This is a genomic window from Rhizobacter sp. P5_C2 (genome assembly GCF_054049715.1).
In genome coordinates, this window is the sequence record NZ_JBFULV010000027.1 from 1 (window position 1) to 15463 (window position 15463).

The window sequence follows — 15463 nt, forward strand, 5'->3', positions numbered from 1 at the left end:
CGGTGCGGCTCGAGGTGCCCGGCGCCGCGCCCGGCCAGGTGCTGAGCCTGCGCAGCTTCGCCGACAGCCGTGCGATCGTCGCGCGGGCGGCGTCCGCCCGCTCGGCGCTGGTCGTCGGCGCGAGCTTCATCGGCCTCGAGGTCGCGGCATCGCTGCGGGCTCGCGGCCTGGAGGTGCACGTGGTCGCGCCCGATGCGGTGCCGATGCAGCGCGTGCTGGGCCCGGAGCTCGGCGCCTTCGTGCGCGAGCTGCATGCCTCGCACGGCGTGGTCTTCCACCTCGGCACCAAGCTCGAACGCCTCGATGGCACGCAGGCCCGGCTGGCCGATGGCACGGTGATCATGGCCGACATGGTCGTCGCGGGCGTCGGCGTGCGGCCCGCGCTCGCGCTGGCCGAGCAGGCCGGGCTCGCGGTCGACCGCGGCGTCAGCGTCGACGCCTGGCTGCAGACCAGCGCGCCGGGCATCTTCGCGGCCGGCGACATCGCGCGCTGGCCTGATCCGCATTCGGGCGAGCGCATCCGCGTGGAGCACTGGGCGCTGGCCGAGCGCCAGGGCCAGGTCGCCGCGCTGAACATGCTCGGCCAGCGCCGCGCGTTCGACATCAGTCCGTTCTTCTGGAGCCAGCACTACGACGTGACGATCCAGTACGTGGGCCACGCCGAACGCTGGGATGCGATCGAGATCGACGGCTCGCTGGCGGCACGCGACTGCAGCGTGCGCTACCTGCTCGGCGGCCGGGTGCTCGCGGTCGTGACCCTCGGTCGCGACCTGGCGAGCCTGCGCGCCGAGCGCGAACTCGAAGCCGGCATGGCACCGGCGGGCTGACCGATGGCGGGGCGCTACTCGTGGTCGGCCGTCGTGCCGCCGGCGGCATGGCGCAGCCCGTCGAGCGCCGGCTGCACGACCGCGGCATCGGACTCTTCGGCGAATACCGCATAGGCCGGGTACAGGAACTCGGGCGCGCCCTTCACGCGGTGCAGCCGGCCGCTGTCGAGGTGCTTGCGCACGACCGCCAGCCGGAAGTAGCCGGAGCCGCCGGCCGCCAGCACGAACTCGCGGCCGAGCGGCCCGAGCCCGGCCGACACGGCCGCATGGCCGAGCTGCGGGAAGGCCAGGCTGTGCTGCTGCGCGAACTCCGGACCCCAGTCGACGTAGACGTAGTCGGCCGGGTCGAGTCGGCGCGCCCGCTTGTGCGTGGTGACCAGCACCAGCTTCTCCTCGATCAGCAGCTCGATGCGAAGGCCCGGGCGGCGCTGCGGCGCATAGACCACCGCGATGTCGAGCATGCCGGAGGCCACGCGGTCCATCAGCTCGCCGGCCACGCCCACCTCGGTGCGCAGCGCCAGGTGCGGTGCCGCGTTGCGCATCCACAGCAGCCAGTCGAGCAGCAGCGGATCCCACAGGCTCATCTCGCAGCCGACCGTCAGCACCGACTCATGGCCGGCCGGCACCGCCACCTGGTGGCGCGCACGCTCCCACACCTGCACCATCATTGACGCATGACGCACGAAGCGTTCGCCGGCCGGCGTGAGCGACGCGCCGGCCTTGCTGCGCACGAACAGGGTCGCACCGACCGCTTCCTCGAGCGCCTTCACGCGGGCGCTGACCGCCGTCTGCGTGACGTGCAGCCGTTCGGCCGCGCGCACGAAGCTGCCGGTGTCGACGATGTCGAGGAAGGTGCGGGCCAGGGTCACGTCCACGGGGCCTCCGGAGCCGATTTGAATGCAAGATTATTGCTTTTATCGGCCAATAAAGATCGCTTTACCAGGCCTCAAGCAAGGGCGACCATCACCGGCACCGAACCAGAAGGAGTCCACGATGAACATGCGCCCTCAGAACACCAGCCCGCGGCCCGCCGCAGCGGAACGCCCGCAGGCCGGGCCCTCGCAGCGCGGTGATGCGCCGCGCCGCAACGCCGAGCCGCAGCGCTTGCCCGCCGCCGCGCAGAGCCGCAGCGATGCGCGCCACGCGACCCGCGTGGCGGCCGACAGCGAGGTCCTGATCGTCGGCGTCTGACGCCGTCGCCCTCGCTTCGTCAGATCGGGGCGGCCTCGGGCAGCTTCGCGATCACCTTGATCTCGAACTGGAACCCGTAAAGCCAGGTCACGCCGACGCCGGTGAGCGTCGGGTGCGGGGCGTCGCCCCAGTACTCCGGCAGGATCTTCCAGACCGTGTCGAAGGTCGATTCGGGATCGACCAGAAAGACCGTCACGTCGACCACGTCGTCGAACCTGCAACCCGCCGCCGCCAGGACGGCGTTCAGGTTGTCGAACGCGAGCCGCACCTGCGCCTGCAGGTCGGGCTCGGGCGAGCCGTCCGGCCGGCTGCCGACCTGCCCCGAGACGAACAGGAAGCCGTTCGACCGGATCGCCGGGGAATAGCGATTCCTGTCATAGAGCGCCTGGCGCCCGGCCGGGAAAACCACATCACGTTGGCCCATCGATGTCGTCCTTGAAGGGGTCGAAGCCGACCCGTTGTTTGCGATGAAGGGACTCTAGGGATCCGCGCCGACCGGATCAACGGGCCCCGTCAACAATCACCGTTTGCGAAAACCGAACAATCAAGCGAACGAGGGCAGCGATGGACCGTTTCGATGCGATGCAGGCATTCGCCCGCGTGGTGGAAACCGGCAGCTTCACGAAGGCGGCCGACACACTCCAGCTGAGCAAGACCAGCGTGACGCAACTGGTGCAGCAGCTGGAGGCGCGATTGCGCGTGAAGCTGCTGAACCGCACGACGCGCCGGGTCAACGTGACGGCCGACGGCGAGGCGTACTACGAGCACGTGCTGCGGCTGCTGGCCGACATGGACGATGCCGAGGCGAGCCTGCCCGGCGCGTCGTCGTCGCCGCGCGGCCGGCTGCGGGTCGACGTGCCGAGCCCGCTGGCGGTGACGATCCTGGTGCCGGCCTTGCCGGCCTTCCATGCGCGCTACCCCGACATCCAGCTCGACCTGGGCGTGAGCGACCGCATGGTGGACCTGATCGGCGAGAAGGTGGATTGCGTCGTGCGCGGCGGCGAACTCACCGACCTGTCGCTGATGGCGCGCCGCGTCGGCGATCTCCAGGCCCGGGTCTGTGCGGCGCCAAGCTACCTGCAGCGCGCGGGGATACCGGCGCATCCGCGGGAGCTGGCAGACACGCACCACCGCATCGTCGGCTTCAAGGGCTCGCGCACCGGCAAGGTCGTGCCCTACGCGATGCAGCGCGATGGCGAGCGCATCGAGGTGCTGGGGCGCTACGTGGTGGCGCTGGACGACGGCAACGCCTACCTCGCGGCCGGCCTGGCGGGCCTGGGGGCGCTCTGGTTGCCGGACTACATGTCGCAGGCGCATCGCGCGCGCGGCGAGCTGGTGCCGCTGTTTCCCGACTGGCGCTTCGATCCGATGCCGCTCTACGTGGCGTTTCCGCCGAACCGGTACGTCAGCGCGAAGCTGCGGGTGTTCATCGAGTGGGTGGCCGAGTTGATGGCGCAGCATGCGCCGGTGGACGGGCCGGTTTCTCAAAGATACCAATTCCAACCGCTTGCACAGCGCGATTCACGACAATCCGGACGCCTCCAATCCATTGGCCACAGCCCACTCCATGAACAGAAATGAAGAGAGATTCCGCAAGCTGCTGGCCTTGACGGCTTTGTGCGCCAGCACCGCGCTGGTGGCGGGCTGCGGCGGCAGCTCGGACAGTGACGGCAACTCGAACGCCCCGCAGCAAGCTGCACCTTCGCCGGCTCCGGCTCCGGCTCCGGCTCCGGCTCCGGCTCCGGCTCCGGCTCCGGCTCCGGCTCCGGCTCCGGCTCCGATGGTGTCCGCGCAATTCACCGCGAGCAACGCCGAGATCCCCAACCCCGAGCGCGGCTTCTACCGCTGGGCCTGGTCGGACCTGAACCAGTTCAGCAAGGACGACGGTGCCGATGCGTACGCGAACGGCTTCCGTGTCCTCTACGCGATGGTCCGGCTCGATGCCTACAAGAGCACCGCCCTGCCCAGCAGCCTGCTCGACGGCTTGCGCACCGGCTTCGCCAACGCGCGGCAGTCGGGCGTGAAGATCATCCCCCGCTTCGTCTACAACTACCCGGACGGCGAAACCGAGTACCGCAACGCCACGGACGCATCGCTCAGCCAGGTGCTCGCCCACATCGCCCAGCTCAAGCCGGTGCTGCAGGAGAACACCGATGTCATCGCCTACCTGCAAGCGGGCTTCATCGGGGCCTGGGGCGAGTGGCACACCTCGTCGAACGGCCTGACCAGCGCCGGCAACCGCACGAGCATCCGCGATGCCTTGCTCGGCGCCCTGCCCCAGGAGCAGTTCGTCCAGTTCCGCTACCCGCCCTACGTGATGGAGTGGTTCGCCACGCCACCGACGGAGTCGAGCGCCTTCAACGGATCGGCCGCGTCACGCTCGGGCGTGCACAACGACTGCTTCCTGGCCAGCGCGACCGACGTCGGCACCTACAGCGACAACGCCGCCACGAGGCAGCAGCAGCGCAACTACACCATGGCCCTCGCGAAGGTCACGCCCTTCGGCGGCGAAACCTGCAACCCGGCGGACGACGCGGGCGCGCAGCCTCGGACAAGCTGCGCGGACATCCTTGCAGAAGGCAAGCAGTTCTCGCTGACCTACCTGAACAACGACTACTACACCGAGGCGTTCCACACCCGCTGGAAACAGGACGGGTGCTATGACGAGGTCAAGCGCCTGATGGGCTACCGGCTGGAGTTCGTCTCGGCCGAACATGCCGCGAGTGCCACGGCCGGTACCGCGTTGTCCGCGCGATTCACCGTGCGCAATGTCGGTTGGGCCCGGCCCTTCAAGGCGCGCCCGGTCGGCCTGCTGCTGAAGCATCGAACCAGCGGCACGGTGGTGAAGCTGGCGACCTCCGTCGATCCCCGGAGCTGGACCGCGGGCAACACCTTCACGCACGAGGTGTCGGTGACCGTTCCCGCAGGCACGCAGGCGGGAGAGCACGACGTCTACATCGCGCTGCCCGATGGCGCAGGGCAGCTCGGCAGCGATGCACGCTTCGCCGTGCGACCGGCCAATGCAGACAATGCCGGTAGCCGGCAGGGATGGGACGCGTCGCTGGGGGCCTTCCGCTTCGGCACCACGCTCACGGTCAAGTAGCCAGTCTGGCCCTGCCCAACGGAGCTCGCGCCACGTCGCCGTGCGCCAGCTTGAAGACCGCCATGGTCTGCACCAGTTGCAGCGCCTGCACCTTCAGGCTCTCGGCCGCAGCAGCGCTTTCCTCGACCAGGGCTGCGTTCTGCTGCGTGACCCGATCCATCTGGTTGACGGCATCTCCAACCTGCGAGACCCCGGCGCTCTGCTCGGTGCTGGCCGAGCTGATTTCCCCCATGATGTCGGTCACGCGCCGGATCGAGTCGACCACTTCGGTCATCGTGACGCCGGCTTGATCGACCAGTGCCGTGCCCTGTTCGACACGTTCCACGCTGGCGCCGATCAAGCTCTTGATTTCCTTGGCCGCTTCAGCCGATCGGCCCGCCAGACTGCGCACCTCGGTCGCGACCACCGCAAAGCCGCGGCCCTGTTCGCCGGCGCGCGCTGCTTCGACGGCAGCGTTCAGCGCGAGGATGTTGGTCTGGAAGGCGATACCGTCGATGACCCCGATGATGTCGACGATCTTCTTCGAACTGTCGTTGATGGCCTTCATGGTGCTCACGACCTGGCCGACCACGTCGCCGCCCTTGATGGCCACGGTGCTGGCGTTCATCGCGAGCTGATTGGCCTGCCTGGAGTTGTCGGCGTTTTGCTTGACCGTGGAACTGAGTTGCTCCATCGAGGCCGCGGTCTCTTCGAGCGCCGAGGCCTGCTCTTCGGTGCGCTGGCTCAAGTCCATGTTGCCTTGAGCGATCTGCGCCGAGGCGGTGGCAACCGACTCCGAGTTCTGCCGCACGCTCGATACCACCGTCGAGAGCCTGGCCTGCATCTCCTTGAGTTGGGCCATCATGCTCGTGGTGTCGCCTCGCTTGAGGTCGATCGTCACGCTGAGGTCGCCGGCGGCGACGCTTCGCGCCAGATCCGCAGCCTCGCCCGGCTCGCCTCCGAGTTGGCGTCCGAGGGAACGCACCAGCACGAAACCGAAGATCCCGGCAAACAGCAAGCCCGCCAGGATGGCCGTGATCGAGGTGGCACGAATCGTCGCATAGCGTGCGTCGGCTTCCTCGTATTCCTTGCGCGCCTCGTCGATCTGGATCTTGACGAGCGCATCGATGCCTTGTGCGAGCGGGATGAACAACGGCCGAATCTTCTCCGTCACCAAATGCCTGGCCTGCGTCAAGTCGTTGGCACGAAGCGCAGCCACGGCCGGCATCAATCCTTCCTGGACAAACTGCTTGCGGGACTCGACGAACGCCTTCGAAATCTTCTCTTCCTCCGGCGTCAGGTTTGACGCCGCATAGTCATCCCAGACCTTGCTGGCCTTGGCGATGTTGGCTTCGATCTGGCCGGTCGTCTCGGCGATTTTCTCGGGCGTCGGGGTGACCAGCGCGATATTGAGGTCCATGCGGTTGATCAACTGCAAGGCCCTGATCTCGCCCAGTTGAGACGAGGGCACGGTGCGATCCGCGTAGACGGCCTTCAATGCGTCGTTGGACCGGCCGATGCCCAACAGGCCGAGGCCGCCGATCGCCACGAGCAGCGCCGAGAGGACGCCGATCAGCATCATCAACCGAGTGGAAACTTTGAGCTTGTTCATGGCGATGGCCGAGCTTCGGCACGGACCGCCCAGGGGAAAATTCCCGCGGGGCGCAATGACGTAAGAGGGTTGTCGGTCTTCGCCGGGGCGCCTTGAGCCGTCGAGCGGTTGAATGTCTCAACCTGGGTGCATGCGTTGGCTCGGGGCGCTGATCCGGGTCGCGCGCCCCGAGTTTGCCGGGTGCCGGAACTGTCGGCGGTTCGGGCCTGCTCCCCTCCCTCACTATCGGTCCGGATAGAACGGCCGCCCGTATTCCGGCGTCTCGTGCGACGGATACGATCCCATGCGACCGTGCGAGGAGTCCGACGGCACGATGCGCGTGTTGCGGTACTGGCGCGGAGCGATGACGGCCTCGGTCGCGTAGCGGCCGTCGGCCATGTCGCCGTGGGTGTCGTGGGCCGACGGGCGGCGGTCGTAATTGGGGTCGCCCTGCGAGGCCTGCTGGCCCCAGGCGATATCGCGTCCCGGGGTGTTGTATTGCGGATGCTGCATGTAGACGGTGCCGACGGCAGGCATGCCGCGCTCGCCGGGGTAGCGCGGCGTCTCATAGCGCGGCGGCTGCGGATCGCCCGATTGGGTGGCGCTGTCTGCCCAGTCTCGGGCGTACCCGGGCTCGCGCGACATGTAGAAGCCCTCGCCGCGTTCGAGCCCGCTGTTGGCGCCGCCATGGCCGCGGCGCGGGCCATGCTGGACGAGCGAGTTCATCCCCTCCTGGTTGGTGCCGTGGTAGCCCATGGGCCGGAAGCCGCGTTGCTCCAGGTCTCTGGTGCGCCGCTCGATTTCGGCCCGCGACGGCGCGCCGCCGATGAGGGCGCTGCCCGAGTAGTGCGAGTGGTTGGAATCGTCACTGTCGCCCGAATCGCGCCTGAGCCTCAGGCCGGAGCTTTCATAGGCGGTGCGCGTGCGACGCGGGGACGAACTCGAGTTGCGCAGCCGGTTGCCCTGGCTGTCGCGTGCGCCGCCCTTCGCCCCGTAGTTCTCGGGCGGCACGGCGACCTTCTCGTCGCCGTGGCCCGAGCTGCGCAGGCGCGCCACGGCCTCGTGCGTCTGGTGGTTCGTGACCATGAAGACACCGGAGGACTCGACGCCCGTGACGAGGGCGCGCTCGCCCGTTTTCGGATGGATGAAATGAGCTGTCACATACGGCTCGCCATTGGGCTGCGACGGCTTCTGGCCGCTGCCGGGCTGGTAGGTCACGGCGCTCGAGAGCTCGAAGCCGCTGTTGGTGGGGCCGCGGTTGGCGCTCGATGTGCTGGACGCCCTCGAGGTGCGCGTCGACAACGTTCCAAGCGAGCCATCCACCGATCGCGAGCGCGCGCCGGCGGGGGCGTTCGAAGTGGGAGTGCTGTCCGGCCGCTGCGTTTCGGATCTTGCGGAGGCAGGGCGAGCTCCGTTGGTCTGGTTGAGTTTCATCATGGCAATGGCTTCCTGTGTGGGGACGAGGGGCGAAGACGGCGGGTTGCAGCCCGTTTCGACGCTTCTGCAGTGTTGAAGCGGGCCAACCCGGCCAGCGACGGAAATGCGAAGCGGAAGATCGCCCCGCGGAAGTTCGCGGCCACGAATCTGCGTCGAACCGTAACGAGGATCGGTATCTGACCGAAGGGTCGCTTTACGCGCGCTCGTGCCGGGGTCACGATGGCAGCCTGCTGCATCGAAGGAGCCCGATGAAGACCGACACCTCCACCGACAAGCCCGCCGACACGAGGGCCACCGCCCTCCTCCCGCAGGACATCAGCACCGAGGTGCTGCTCGAGAAATACGCCAAGGGCGACGAGCGCACGCCCGACGACGTGCGCCGCCGCGTGGCACGCGCGCTGGCCCAGGTCGAGCCCGCCGAATCGCGTGCCGGATCGCGCGAACAGTGGGAATCGCGCTTCCTCGAGGCGCTGCAGGCCGGCTTCATCCCGGCCGGCCGCATCAACTCGGCCGCCGGCACCGAGCTCACCGCGACGCTGATCAACTGCTTCGTGCAGCCGGTGGGCGACGCGATCGCGCAGGAGGAGGACGGCCACCCCGGCATCTACACCGCGCTGACCGAGGCCGCCGAGACGATGCGCCGCGGCGGTGGCGTCGGCTACGACTTCTCGCGCATCCGCCCGCGCGGCGCCTGGGTCGCGAGCACGCAGGCGAGCGCATCGGGCCCGGTGTCGTACATGCGGGTGTTCGACCGCTCCTGCGAAACGGTGGAATCGGCCGGCGCGCGGCGCGGCGCGCAGATGGGCGTGCTGCGCTGCGACCACCCGGACATCGAGGAGTTCATCCACGCGAAGGACAAGGGCGACCTCAGCAACTTCAACATCTCGGTCGGCCTGACCGATGCCTTCATGGAAGCGGTGCAGCGCGACGCCCCGGTCGACCTGGTGCACCGCGCCGCGGCCGGCCCGCAGCAGGTGGCCGCCGGCGCGCACCAGCGCAGCGACGGGCTGTGGGTGTATCGCCACCTGCCGGCCCGTGCGCTGTGGGAGCAGATCATGCGTTCCACCTACGACCATGCCGAGCCGGGCGTGCTGTTCCTCGACCGCATCAACCTCGACAACAACCTGTCGTACTGCGAAACCATCACCGCCACCAACCCGTGCGGCGAGCAGCCGTTGCCGGCCTACGGCTGCTGCTGCCTCGGCTCGATCGACCTGACACGCTTCGTGCGCGCGCCGTTCGACGCCGGCGCACGCTTCGACGACGCCGGCTTCGCGCGCCTCGTGGCGCTCGCGGTGCGCATGCTCGACAACGTGCTCGACATCAGCTTCTGGCCGCTCGAGCAACAGGCCCGCGAGGCGCGCAACAAGCGCCGCATCGGCCTGGGCTTCACCGGCCTCGGCGACGCGCTGGTGATGCTGAACCTGCGCTACGACAGCGCCGCCGCGCGCGACGAGGCGCGCCGCATCGCCACGCTGCTGCGCGACACCGCGTATGCCGCGTCCTGCGATCTCGCGGCCGAGCGCGGTGCGTTTCCGCTGTTCAATGCCGACATGTTCCTGAGCCGCGGCACCTTCGCGTCGCGCCTGCCCGGGCCGCTGAAGGAGCGCATCCGCCAGCAGGGGCTGCGCAATTCGCACCTGCTGTCGATCGCGCCCACCGGCACCATCAGCCTGGCCTTCGCCGACAACGCGAGCAACGGCATCGAGCCGGCGTTCTCGTGGAGCTACCAGCGCAAGAAGCGCATGGCCGACGGCAGCATGAAGCAGTACCCGGTGGAAGACCATGCCTGGCGACTGTTCCGCCACCTGCGCGGCCCGCAGGCGCCGCTGACCGACGCCTTCGTCACCGCGCTGGAGATGAGCGCGCAGGCGCACGAGGAGATGGTGGCGGCGGTCTCGCCCTTCGTCGACACCGCGATCTCGAAGACGGTGAACGTGCCGGCCGACTACCCGTATGCGGATTTCCAGGACCTGTACCTGCGCGCGTGGACCTCGGGCCTGAAGGGCCTGGCGACCTACCGGCCGAACGCGGTGCTCGGCTCGGTGCTGAGCGTGGAGCCGGCGGCTCTGCCACTGCAATTGGCGCCGGCGGGGCATGCCAACCAGCGGCTGGCGATCGAGCGCCCGCCGCAGCCGGTGCTGGCGTCGCTGCGCTGGCCCGGCCGGCCCGAGCTGGCGGCCGGCAATGCCGCGTGGACCTACATGATCCGGCACCCGCACGGCGAGTTCGCGCTCTTCATCGGCGAGCTGCCGCAGGACGGCCGCAGCGCGCCGTTCGAGGTGTGGGTGAACGGCGCCGAGCAGCCGCGCGGGCTGGGGGCGCTCGCGAAGACGCTGTCGATGGACCTGCGCGCGAAGGACCCCGCGTGGGTCCGGCTGAAGCTCGACGCGCTGGCCACCGTGCAGGAGGAGCGCGCCTTCGACATGCCCTTCCCGCCCGACGGCACGCCGCGGCGTTTTCCCGGCGTGGTGGCGGCCACCGCGGCGGTGATCCGCTGGCGCTGCGAGCAGCTTGGGCTGTGGTCGGGGGCTGATGGAACGGCCGCCTCCACGCCGGTGATCGACGCGATGTTCAGCCGCCAGGAGCCGCTGACCGGCCCGAACGGCACGCTCGCGTGGTCGGTCGACATCCACAACCCGGCCAGCGACGAGGCCTTCACGCTGTCGTTGAAAGAGGTGCAGCTGCCGGAAGGCCTGGGCGGCCAGGGCGGCATCGTCACGCTGCCGTGCGCGATCGGGCTGTCGGGCAACTACCCGCGAGCGATGGACGGACTCGCGCGCATCCTGTCGCTGGACATGCGCGTGCTCGACCCGGCGTGGATCGGCATGAAGCTGCGCAAGCTGCTGAGCTATGCCGAGCCGCTCGGCCACTTCATGGCCTTCGTGCCGGGGCTCGCGCCCGGCCAGCAGCGCCAGCAGACCTGGCCGTCGACGGTGGCCTACCTGGCGCGGCTGGTGATCCACCGCTACACGATGCTCGGCGTGCTGAACGAAGAGGGCTACCCGCTGCGCGACATGGGCATCCTGCAACCGCCGGGCCCGGACGAATCGGCCGCGGCCGCCCCGCTGGCCGGCGCGGCCTGCCCGGAGTGCGGCAACCACGCCGTCATCCACAAGGATGGGTGCGAGTTCTGCACCGCGTGCGGGCACATCGGCAGCTGCGGATGAAGGTTCCCGCCGGCCCGGCGTGCAGGTCAACGGTTGTTGAACCGAGCCGATTTGGTGAAAATTCCTTGTGTTGTTCACCAGAAATGCTATTTTCACCGAATGCTGAAAACGTCGAATCCAGTGAACGTCGAAAAACGAGCGGTGGAGGCACTGCGAGAAGCGCTTGGCGGCGCCCCCGAACTCGAGGTGCTCGACGTTCAAACCTCTGACGATCTGGCTGGCAACTCGATCGACCTCGTCTTCCGCATCGACTTCAATGGTCAGCAGCACGTCCTCGTCGGCGAAGTGAAGGCTAGCGGGCAGCCTCGGCATGTGCAAGGCGCGTTGCTGCAGCTGAAGCAATACGTTGACAAGCAGAAGGGGCCGGTCACGCCGATCTTCATCGCCCCGTACTTGTCCGAGGAGGCCCGATCCCTGTGCATCGACAACGAAGTCGGGTACCTCGACCTGGAGGGCAACGCTCGCATTGTGTTCCCCGGTTTCTTCATGTCACGCAGCGTGGCCGGGAAGCCGCCGGCCGAGCGGCGAGAGTTGCGCTCGCTGTTCAAGCCAAAATCCGCTTCAGTGCTGCGGACCATGTTGAGAAATCCGGCGAAGCATTGGCGTGTCGCTGACCTGGCCAATGCATCGCTCGTCAGTGTGGGACACGTCAGCAACGTGCGAAACAGCCTGCTGGAACGGGGCTGGGCCGAGGTGTCCGATGACGGTGTATTCCTCTCGAATCCCGACGGGCTGTTGGACGCCTGGCGCGAGGACTACGCGCCGCCAGCCGGTGAACGCAGAGTGTTCTACACCACGCTGCACGGAAGTGCACTCGAAGAAGCGCTTCGCCGAGGGGCGACTGCACCGGCGCAGGACGGATTCGCAATCCTCGCGTCATTCTCGGCGGCGAACTGGCTCGCGCCATACGCACGCACCGGCACCCATCACTTCTACGCTGATGAGGAAGGCCTCGATCGACTGCGCCAGATTCTGGATCTTTCGACAGCGACACGTGGCGAGAACGTCGTCGTCACGGTGTTCGCCGATGTCGCCCTTTTGAATGATTCGGTGGAGCCAACGGAAGGCATCCACTGCACCAGTCCGGTTCAAACCTATCTGGATCTGTACGTGTCAGGTGAACGAGGGCGCGAAGCCGCCGAGCATCTTCGGCAGGAAAGGCTGCAATGGCAGAAATGACCGCTGGCGAGCCTCAGTCCGCCAATGCCTACGACGACCGAACGACCGCGGCCGTCAAGTCCGTCTTGATCGAGATCGGGCAGATCCTCGGCAGCTACAAGGGCAAGTACGCCATCGTGGGTGGCGCGGTGCCCTGGTTGCTTCTGAACCAAAGCGACGACATGCGCCACGTCGGCACGCTGGACGTCGACCTGAGCCTGGACGCAGAAGCACTGGGCGATGGCGAGTACGCCCACCTCATTGAGCTGTTGAAGACCCACGGGTACCAAAAGCGCGAGTACCTGAAGCGCTTCCAACTTGTGCGGCAGATCGAGGTTCGTGACGACGGTCCGCCTGTCGACGTCATCGTCGACTTTCTGATGCCGAAGGACGCGGTGATCGTCAAGAACAAGCCGCCCATGATCGACGACTTCGCAGTCCAGCGAGCCAGCGGCGCCGAGCTGGCGTTGCGGTTCAACGAGCTGGTCGCGATCTCCGGAACGATGCCCAACGGAGCAATGAACAAGATCGAGGTGGCCGTCTGTTCCATTCCTGCGCTGCTCGCGATGAAGGGACACGCCATCGAGGGCCGCTACAAGCAGAAGGACGCTTACGACATCTACTACTGCGTCCGCAACTACCCTGGCGGCATCGAAGCGCTCGCGCAAGCCTGTCGGCCCTTGCTCAGTCACAAGGACGGCCTTGCCGGCTACAAGTTCATCGCTGGGAAATTCGATTCGCCGGACGGCTTCGGACCCACATGCGTCCGACAGTTCGTTGAAGAAAGTCGGGTGCTCGAGCATCGCACGCCGGACCAATGGCAGCTTGATGCTTTCGGGCAGGTACATGCCTGGTTGCGCTTGCTGGGTCTGCTTGCCTGACGAAGGTCATCACGGCCTTTCCACACGTCAGGGCAAGCTGCGGATCTGGATGCCCGCCGACTTCGATTCGTCGAAGGCCAGCATTTTCTTGATGCCGAGATGCTCGTCGTACGGCGTCTCGTAGCTCCAGACGGCATCCTTGATCGTCTGGCCGCCGTTGTGCAGGTCGAAGTAGCTCGCGTGGCCCTTGAACGGGCACTCGGTCGTCGTGTCGCTGCGTTCGAGAAACTCCATCTTCACGTCTTCCCGCGGGAAGTAGAAGCGCGGTGGATGGCCGTCCTCGTCCAGCTTCACCGCGTTGCGCGAGTCCGCGACGACGAGGCCGTTGACGTTCACGCTCATGCGCCCTTCGGCGCGGGACTCCCGAACCCTGTGCTCGGGATGCTGCTGGTGACCAGGTGATCGACTCATCGGAATGGCTCCTGCATGGAATGAAGGGAACGCCGCGCACGCTGACGGCCGCTGCCTTCGGCGGGCAATCGCGATGCCCGCCGTGTCAACCGCAACCCGCCACGGGCCAGCGGACATGAGCCCTGGCATTCGTGTCACCGATGACACACATGCGAACGCCGCCTCATCAATGTGAGGGCTTGTAAGACAGCGGACGCCCCCCCCAGAATCTGGCCCGACCGGTCGCGGCCGAGATCGCGCCCGGACCACAACGATCACAACGTCATCTCACGAGGGAGATCCATGATTTCTGCTTCCACGCGCGCCCTGTGGGCGTCGGTCCTGGCCGTTTCACTGTCCACGCTCGCCGCCTGCGGCGGTGGGGGTGGCGACGATGCACCTGCCCCGGCCCCTGTCGCAGGCACCCCGCCCGCACCCACGCCCGCCGCGGCACCGGCCAGCTACTGGGCCCGCGCCTTCACGTACACCTCGGTCGGCACCTACGTGCTGCGCTACTACTACTCCGACAACGTCGTCGACTCGACCGGCCGCGGCACCTACTACGACGTGCGTGAAGCGCTGTCGGCCGGCAAGCCTGCGGTGGTGGTGTACGACACCGTCCAGTTCGTCACCGCCGAGGGCTGGCATACGCCACTGGACGGCGCGACGCCGAACCACAGCGGCCCGAACGGCGCCTACGACTACAACCACGGCTACATCGGCCAATCGACCTGGGTCGACACCGACGTGGCCGGCCAGACGATCGCAAGCGTCGTCGCCAAGGCGCAGGACCTGGGCACCAACACCTCGTCCACCATCATCGGCGTCACCGCAGCGAACCTGACCGGCATGATGCCGGCCGGCGCGAAGATCCGCGCGATCTCGAACACCGAGAGCAGCACCCCGGTCGGCTACCGGCTGTCGGACGGCTTCGTCGGCAACAGCGTGACCACGCTGGCCCAGCTGATTGCCAACTACCCGGCCGTGTCGAACAGCGCGTCGGTCTCGACGGCGAACACGGTGTCGATGGGCAACATCCACGGCAGCAATGGCTGCGGAACCCAGGTCTGCGCCCAGGAACGGGTGCGGGCCAGCTTCAGCGCCGGCGGCGCCGTGACCCTGCACCTGTGCGACCTCGACACGGTGTCGGGTGCGATCTCCAATTGCAGCAGCCTCGCCGCCGCCAGCTACCAGGTGGGCAACGCGGCGGATGGCGCGACGCCGGTCATGACCTTCACCGGCCTGCCGGCGGCCATCTCCGCCCAGACCTTCACGCGCGTCTTCGTGCAGCGCGGCGGCCACGTCTACCAGGGCTTCCAGGACAAGCCGGCCACGATGGCGAAGCAGACCCGCCTCAACAAGGTCGCGTTCGAGGCGCTCGCCGCGAGCCTCGTCTTCGCGCCACCGGCCATTCCCGACCACCCGGCGACCACGGCCGGCACCTGGAGCGTCACCTACGCCGGCGGCGACACCGGCAGCTGCACCGCGCTGTCGGTCAATGCCGCGGCCCACGTGATCGGCACCTGCACCTCGTCCGGCGTGGGCGGCAGCTTCATCGTCAGCGGCACGGTCGATGCCTCCGGCGGCCTCTCGGTGGGCAGCACCAGCAGCGACGCCAGCTTCAGCGGCACGCTGGGCGCCACCACCGGTTCGGGCACCTGGTCGCGCCCGAGCGCGTCGGCGACCGGCACCTGGAACGCCACGAAGCAGTGAACCGAGCGGCCTCATCCGCCGCC

General features: G+C 67.9%; 13 protein-coding genes. 8 read left to right on the top strand and 5 right to left on the bottom strand.

The window, feature by feature from the left end:
• A partial coding sequence (locus ACXJLU_RS12255; RefSeq protein ID WP_457331209.1) for an NAD(P)/FAD-dependent oxidoreductase occupies positions 1 to 827 on the top strand: 827 nt, incomplete at its 5' end.
• A 14-nt stretch (positions 828 to 841) separates the two neighbouring features.
• Here the strand turns inward: ACXJLU_RS12255 and ACXJLU_RS12260 are convergent.
• Entirely contained in the window at positions 842 to 1702 is an 861-nt protein-coding gene (locus tag ACXJLU_RS12260; RefSeq protein ID WP_457331211.1) for a LysR family transcriptional regulator, read from the bottom strand.
• Between the two features lie 118 nt (positions 1703 to 1820).
• Here ACXJLU_RS12260 and ACXJLU_RS12265 point away from each other — a divergent pair, with 118 nt between their 5' ends.
• Positions 1821 to 2018 carry a hypothetical protein gene (locus ACXJLU_RS12265; RefSeq protein ID WP_457331213.1) on the top strand — a complete coding sequence of 66 codons (198 nt, stop codon included), beginning with the start codon at positions 1821 to 1823 and terminating at the stop codon, positions 2016 to 2018.
• 19 nt (positions 2019 to 2037) lie between these two features.
• Here the strand turns inward: ACXJLU_RS12265 and ACXJLU_RS12270 are convergent, their stop codons facing one another.
• A complete protein-coding gene (locus ACXJLU_RS12270; protein ID WP_457331215.1) occupies positions 2038 to 2442 on the bottom strand; it encodes a RidA family protein in 405 nt (134 codons plus the stop codon).
• Positions 2443 to 2582: 140 nt separating this feature from the next.
• Between ACXJLU_RS12270 and ACXJLU_RS12275 the strand changes: the two genes are divergently transcribed.
• Both ACXJLU_RS12275 and ACXJLU_RS12280 read left to right on the top strand, forming a co-directional pair.
• Positions 2583 to 3599 (top strand): LysR family transcriptional regulator, encoded by a 1017-nt coding sequence (locus tag ACXJLU_RS12275; protein WP_457331217.1) that lies wholly within the window; start codon positions 2583 to 2585, stop codon positions 3597 to 3599.
• A 199-nt stretch (positions 3600 to 3798) separates the two neighbouring features.
• On the top strand, positions 3799 to 5121 hold the full coding sequence (locus ACXJLU_RS12280; RefSeq protein WP_457331219.1) for a DUF4832 domain-containing protein: 1323 nt from the start codon (positions 3799 to 3801) through the stop codon (positions 5119 to 5121).
• On the opposite strand, the gene ACXJLU_RS12285 is transcribed toward ACXJLU_RS12280, so the two are convergent.
• Both ACXJLU_RS12285 and ACXJLU_RS12290 read right to left on the bottom strand, forming a co-directional pair.
• A complete protein-coding gene (locus ACXJLU_RS12285; RefSeq protein WP_457331221.1) occupies positions 5114 to 6712 on the bottom strand; it encodes a methyl-accepting chemotaxis protein in 1599 nt (532 codons plus the stop codon). The genes ACXJLU_RS12280 and ACXJLU_RS12285 overlap by 8 nt on opposite strands.
• 222 nt (positions 6713 to 6934) lie before the next feature.
• Entirely contained in the window at positions 6935 to 8128 is a 1194-nt protein-coding gene (locus ACXJLU_RS12290; RefSeq protein WP_457331223.1) for a hypothetical protein, read from the bottom strand.
• A gap of 248 nt (positions 8129 to 8376) precedes the next feature.
• Here ACXJLU_RS12290 and ACXJLU_RS12295 point away from each other — a divergent pair, with 248 nt between their 5' ends.
• The 3 genes from ACXJLU_RS12295 (at position 8377) to ACXJLU_RS12305 (ending at position 13337) form a co-directional block, all read left to right on the top strand.
• Positions 8377 to 11298 (top strand): adenosylcobalamin-dependent ribonucleoside-diphosphate reductase, encoded by a 2922-nt coding sequence (locus tag ACXJLU_RS12295; protein WP_457331225.1) that lies wholly within the window; start codon positions 8377 to 8379, stop codon positions 11296 to 11298.
• Positions 11299 to 11397: 99 nt separating this feature from the next.
• Positions 11398 to 12477, top strand: coding sequence for a type IV toxin-antitoxin system AbiEi family antitoxin (locus ACXJLU_RS12300; RefSeq protein ID WP_457331227.1), 1080 nt, complete (start codon positions 11398 to 11400; stop codon positions 12475 to 12477).
• Positions 12465 to 13337, top strand: coding sequence for a nucleotidyl transferase AbiEii/AbiGii toxin family protein (locus ACXJLU_RS12305; RefSeq protein WP_457331229.1), 873 nt, complete (start codon positions 12465 to 12467; stop codon positions 13335 to 13337). The genes ACXJLU_RS12300 and ACXJLU_RS12305 overlap by 13 nt, the downstream gene beginning before the upstream one ends.
• Positions 13338 to 13364: 27 nt before the next feature.
• Here the strand turns inward: ACXJLU_RS12305 and ACXJLU_RS12310 are convergent, their stop codons facing one another.
• The gene (locus tag ACXJLU_RS12310) at positions 13365 to 13679 is read right to left on the bottom strand and encodes a DUF427 domain-containing protein (protein WP_457331231.1); all 315 of its coding nucleotides are present in this window, start codon (positions 13677 to 13679) and stop codon (positions 13365 to 13367) included.
• 351 nt (positions 13680 to 14030) lie between these two features.
• Here ACXJLU_RS12310 and ACXJLU_RS12315 point away from each other — a divergent pair, with 351 nt between their 5' ends.
• Entirely contained in the window at positions 14031 to 15440 is a 1410-nt protein-coding gene (locus tag ACXJLU_RS12315) for a hypothetical protein (protein WP_457331233.1), read from the top strand.
• Positions 15441 to 15463 lie beyond the last annotated feature (23 nt).

Bases quoted from the DNA above. Each gene is read 5' to 3' on its own strand.
- ACXJLU_RS12305 (WP_457331229.1), top strand. From the start codon at position 12,465: ATGGCAGAAATGACCGCTGGCGAGCCTCAGTCCGCCAATGCCTACGAC.
- ACXJLU_RS12275 (WP_457331217.1), top strand. From the start codon at position 2,583: ATGGACCGTTTCGATGCGATGCAGGCATTCGCCCGCGTGGTGGAAACC.
- ACXJLU_RS12285 (WP_457331221.1), bottom strand. From the start codon at position 6,712: ATGAACAAGCTCAAAGTTTCCACTCGGTTGATGATGCTGATCGGCGTC.
- ACXJLU_RS12295 (WP_457331225.1), top strand. From the start codon at position 8,377: ATGAAGACCGACACCTCCACCGACAAGCCCGCCGACACGAGGGCCACC.
- ACXJLU_RS12270 (WP_457331215.1), bottom strand. From the start codon at position 2,442: ATGGGCCAACGTGATGTGGTTTTCCCGGCCGGGCGCCAGGCGCTCTAT.
- ACXJLU_RS12280 (WP_457331219.1), top strand. From the start codon at position 3,799: ATGGTGTCCGCGCAATTCACCGCGAGCAACGCCGAGATCCCCAACCCC.
- ACXJLU_RS12265 (WP_457331213.1), top strand. From the start codon at position 1,821: ATGAACATGCGCCCTCAGAACACCAGCCCGCGGCCCGCCGCAGCGGAA.
- ACXJLU_RS12290 (WP_457331223.1), bottom strand. From the start codon at position 8,128: ATGATGAAACTCAACCAGACCAACGGAGCTCGCCCTGCCTCCGCAAGA.
- ACXJLU_RS12310 (WP_457331231.1), bottom strand. From the start codon at position 13,679: ATGAGCGTGAACGTCAACGGCCTCGTCGTCGCGGACTCGCGCAACGCG.
- ACXJLU_RS12315 (WP_457331233.1), top strand. From the start codon at position 14,031: ATGATTTCTGCTTCCACGCGCGCCCTGTGGGCGTCGGTCCTGGCCGTT.
- ACXJLU_RS12300 (WP_457331227.1), top strand. From the start codon at position 11,398: ATGCTGAAAACGTCGAATCCAGTGAACGTCGAAAAACGAGCGGTGGAG.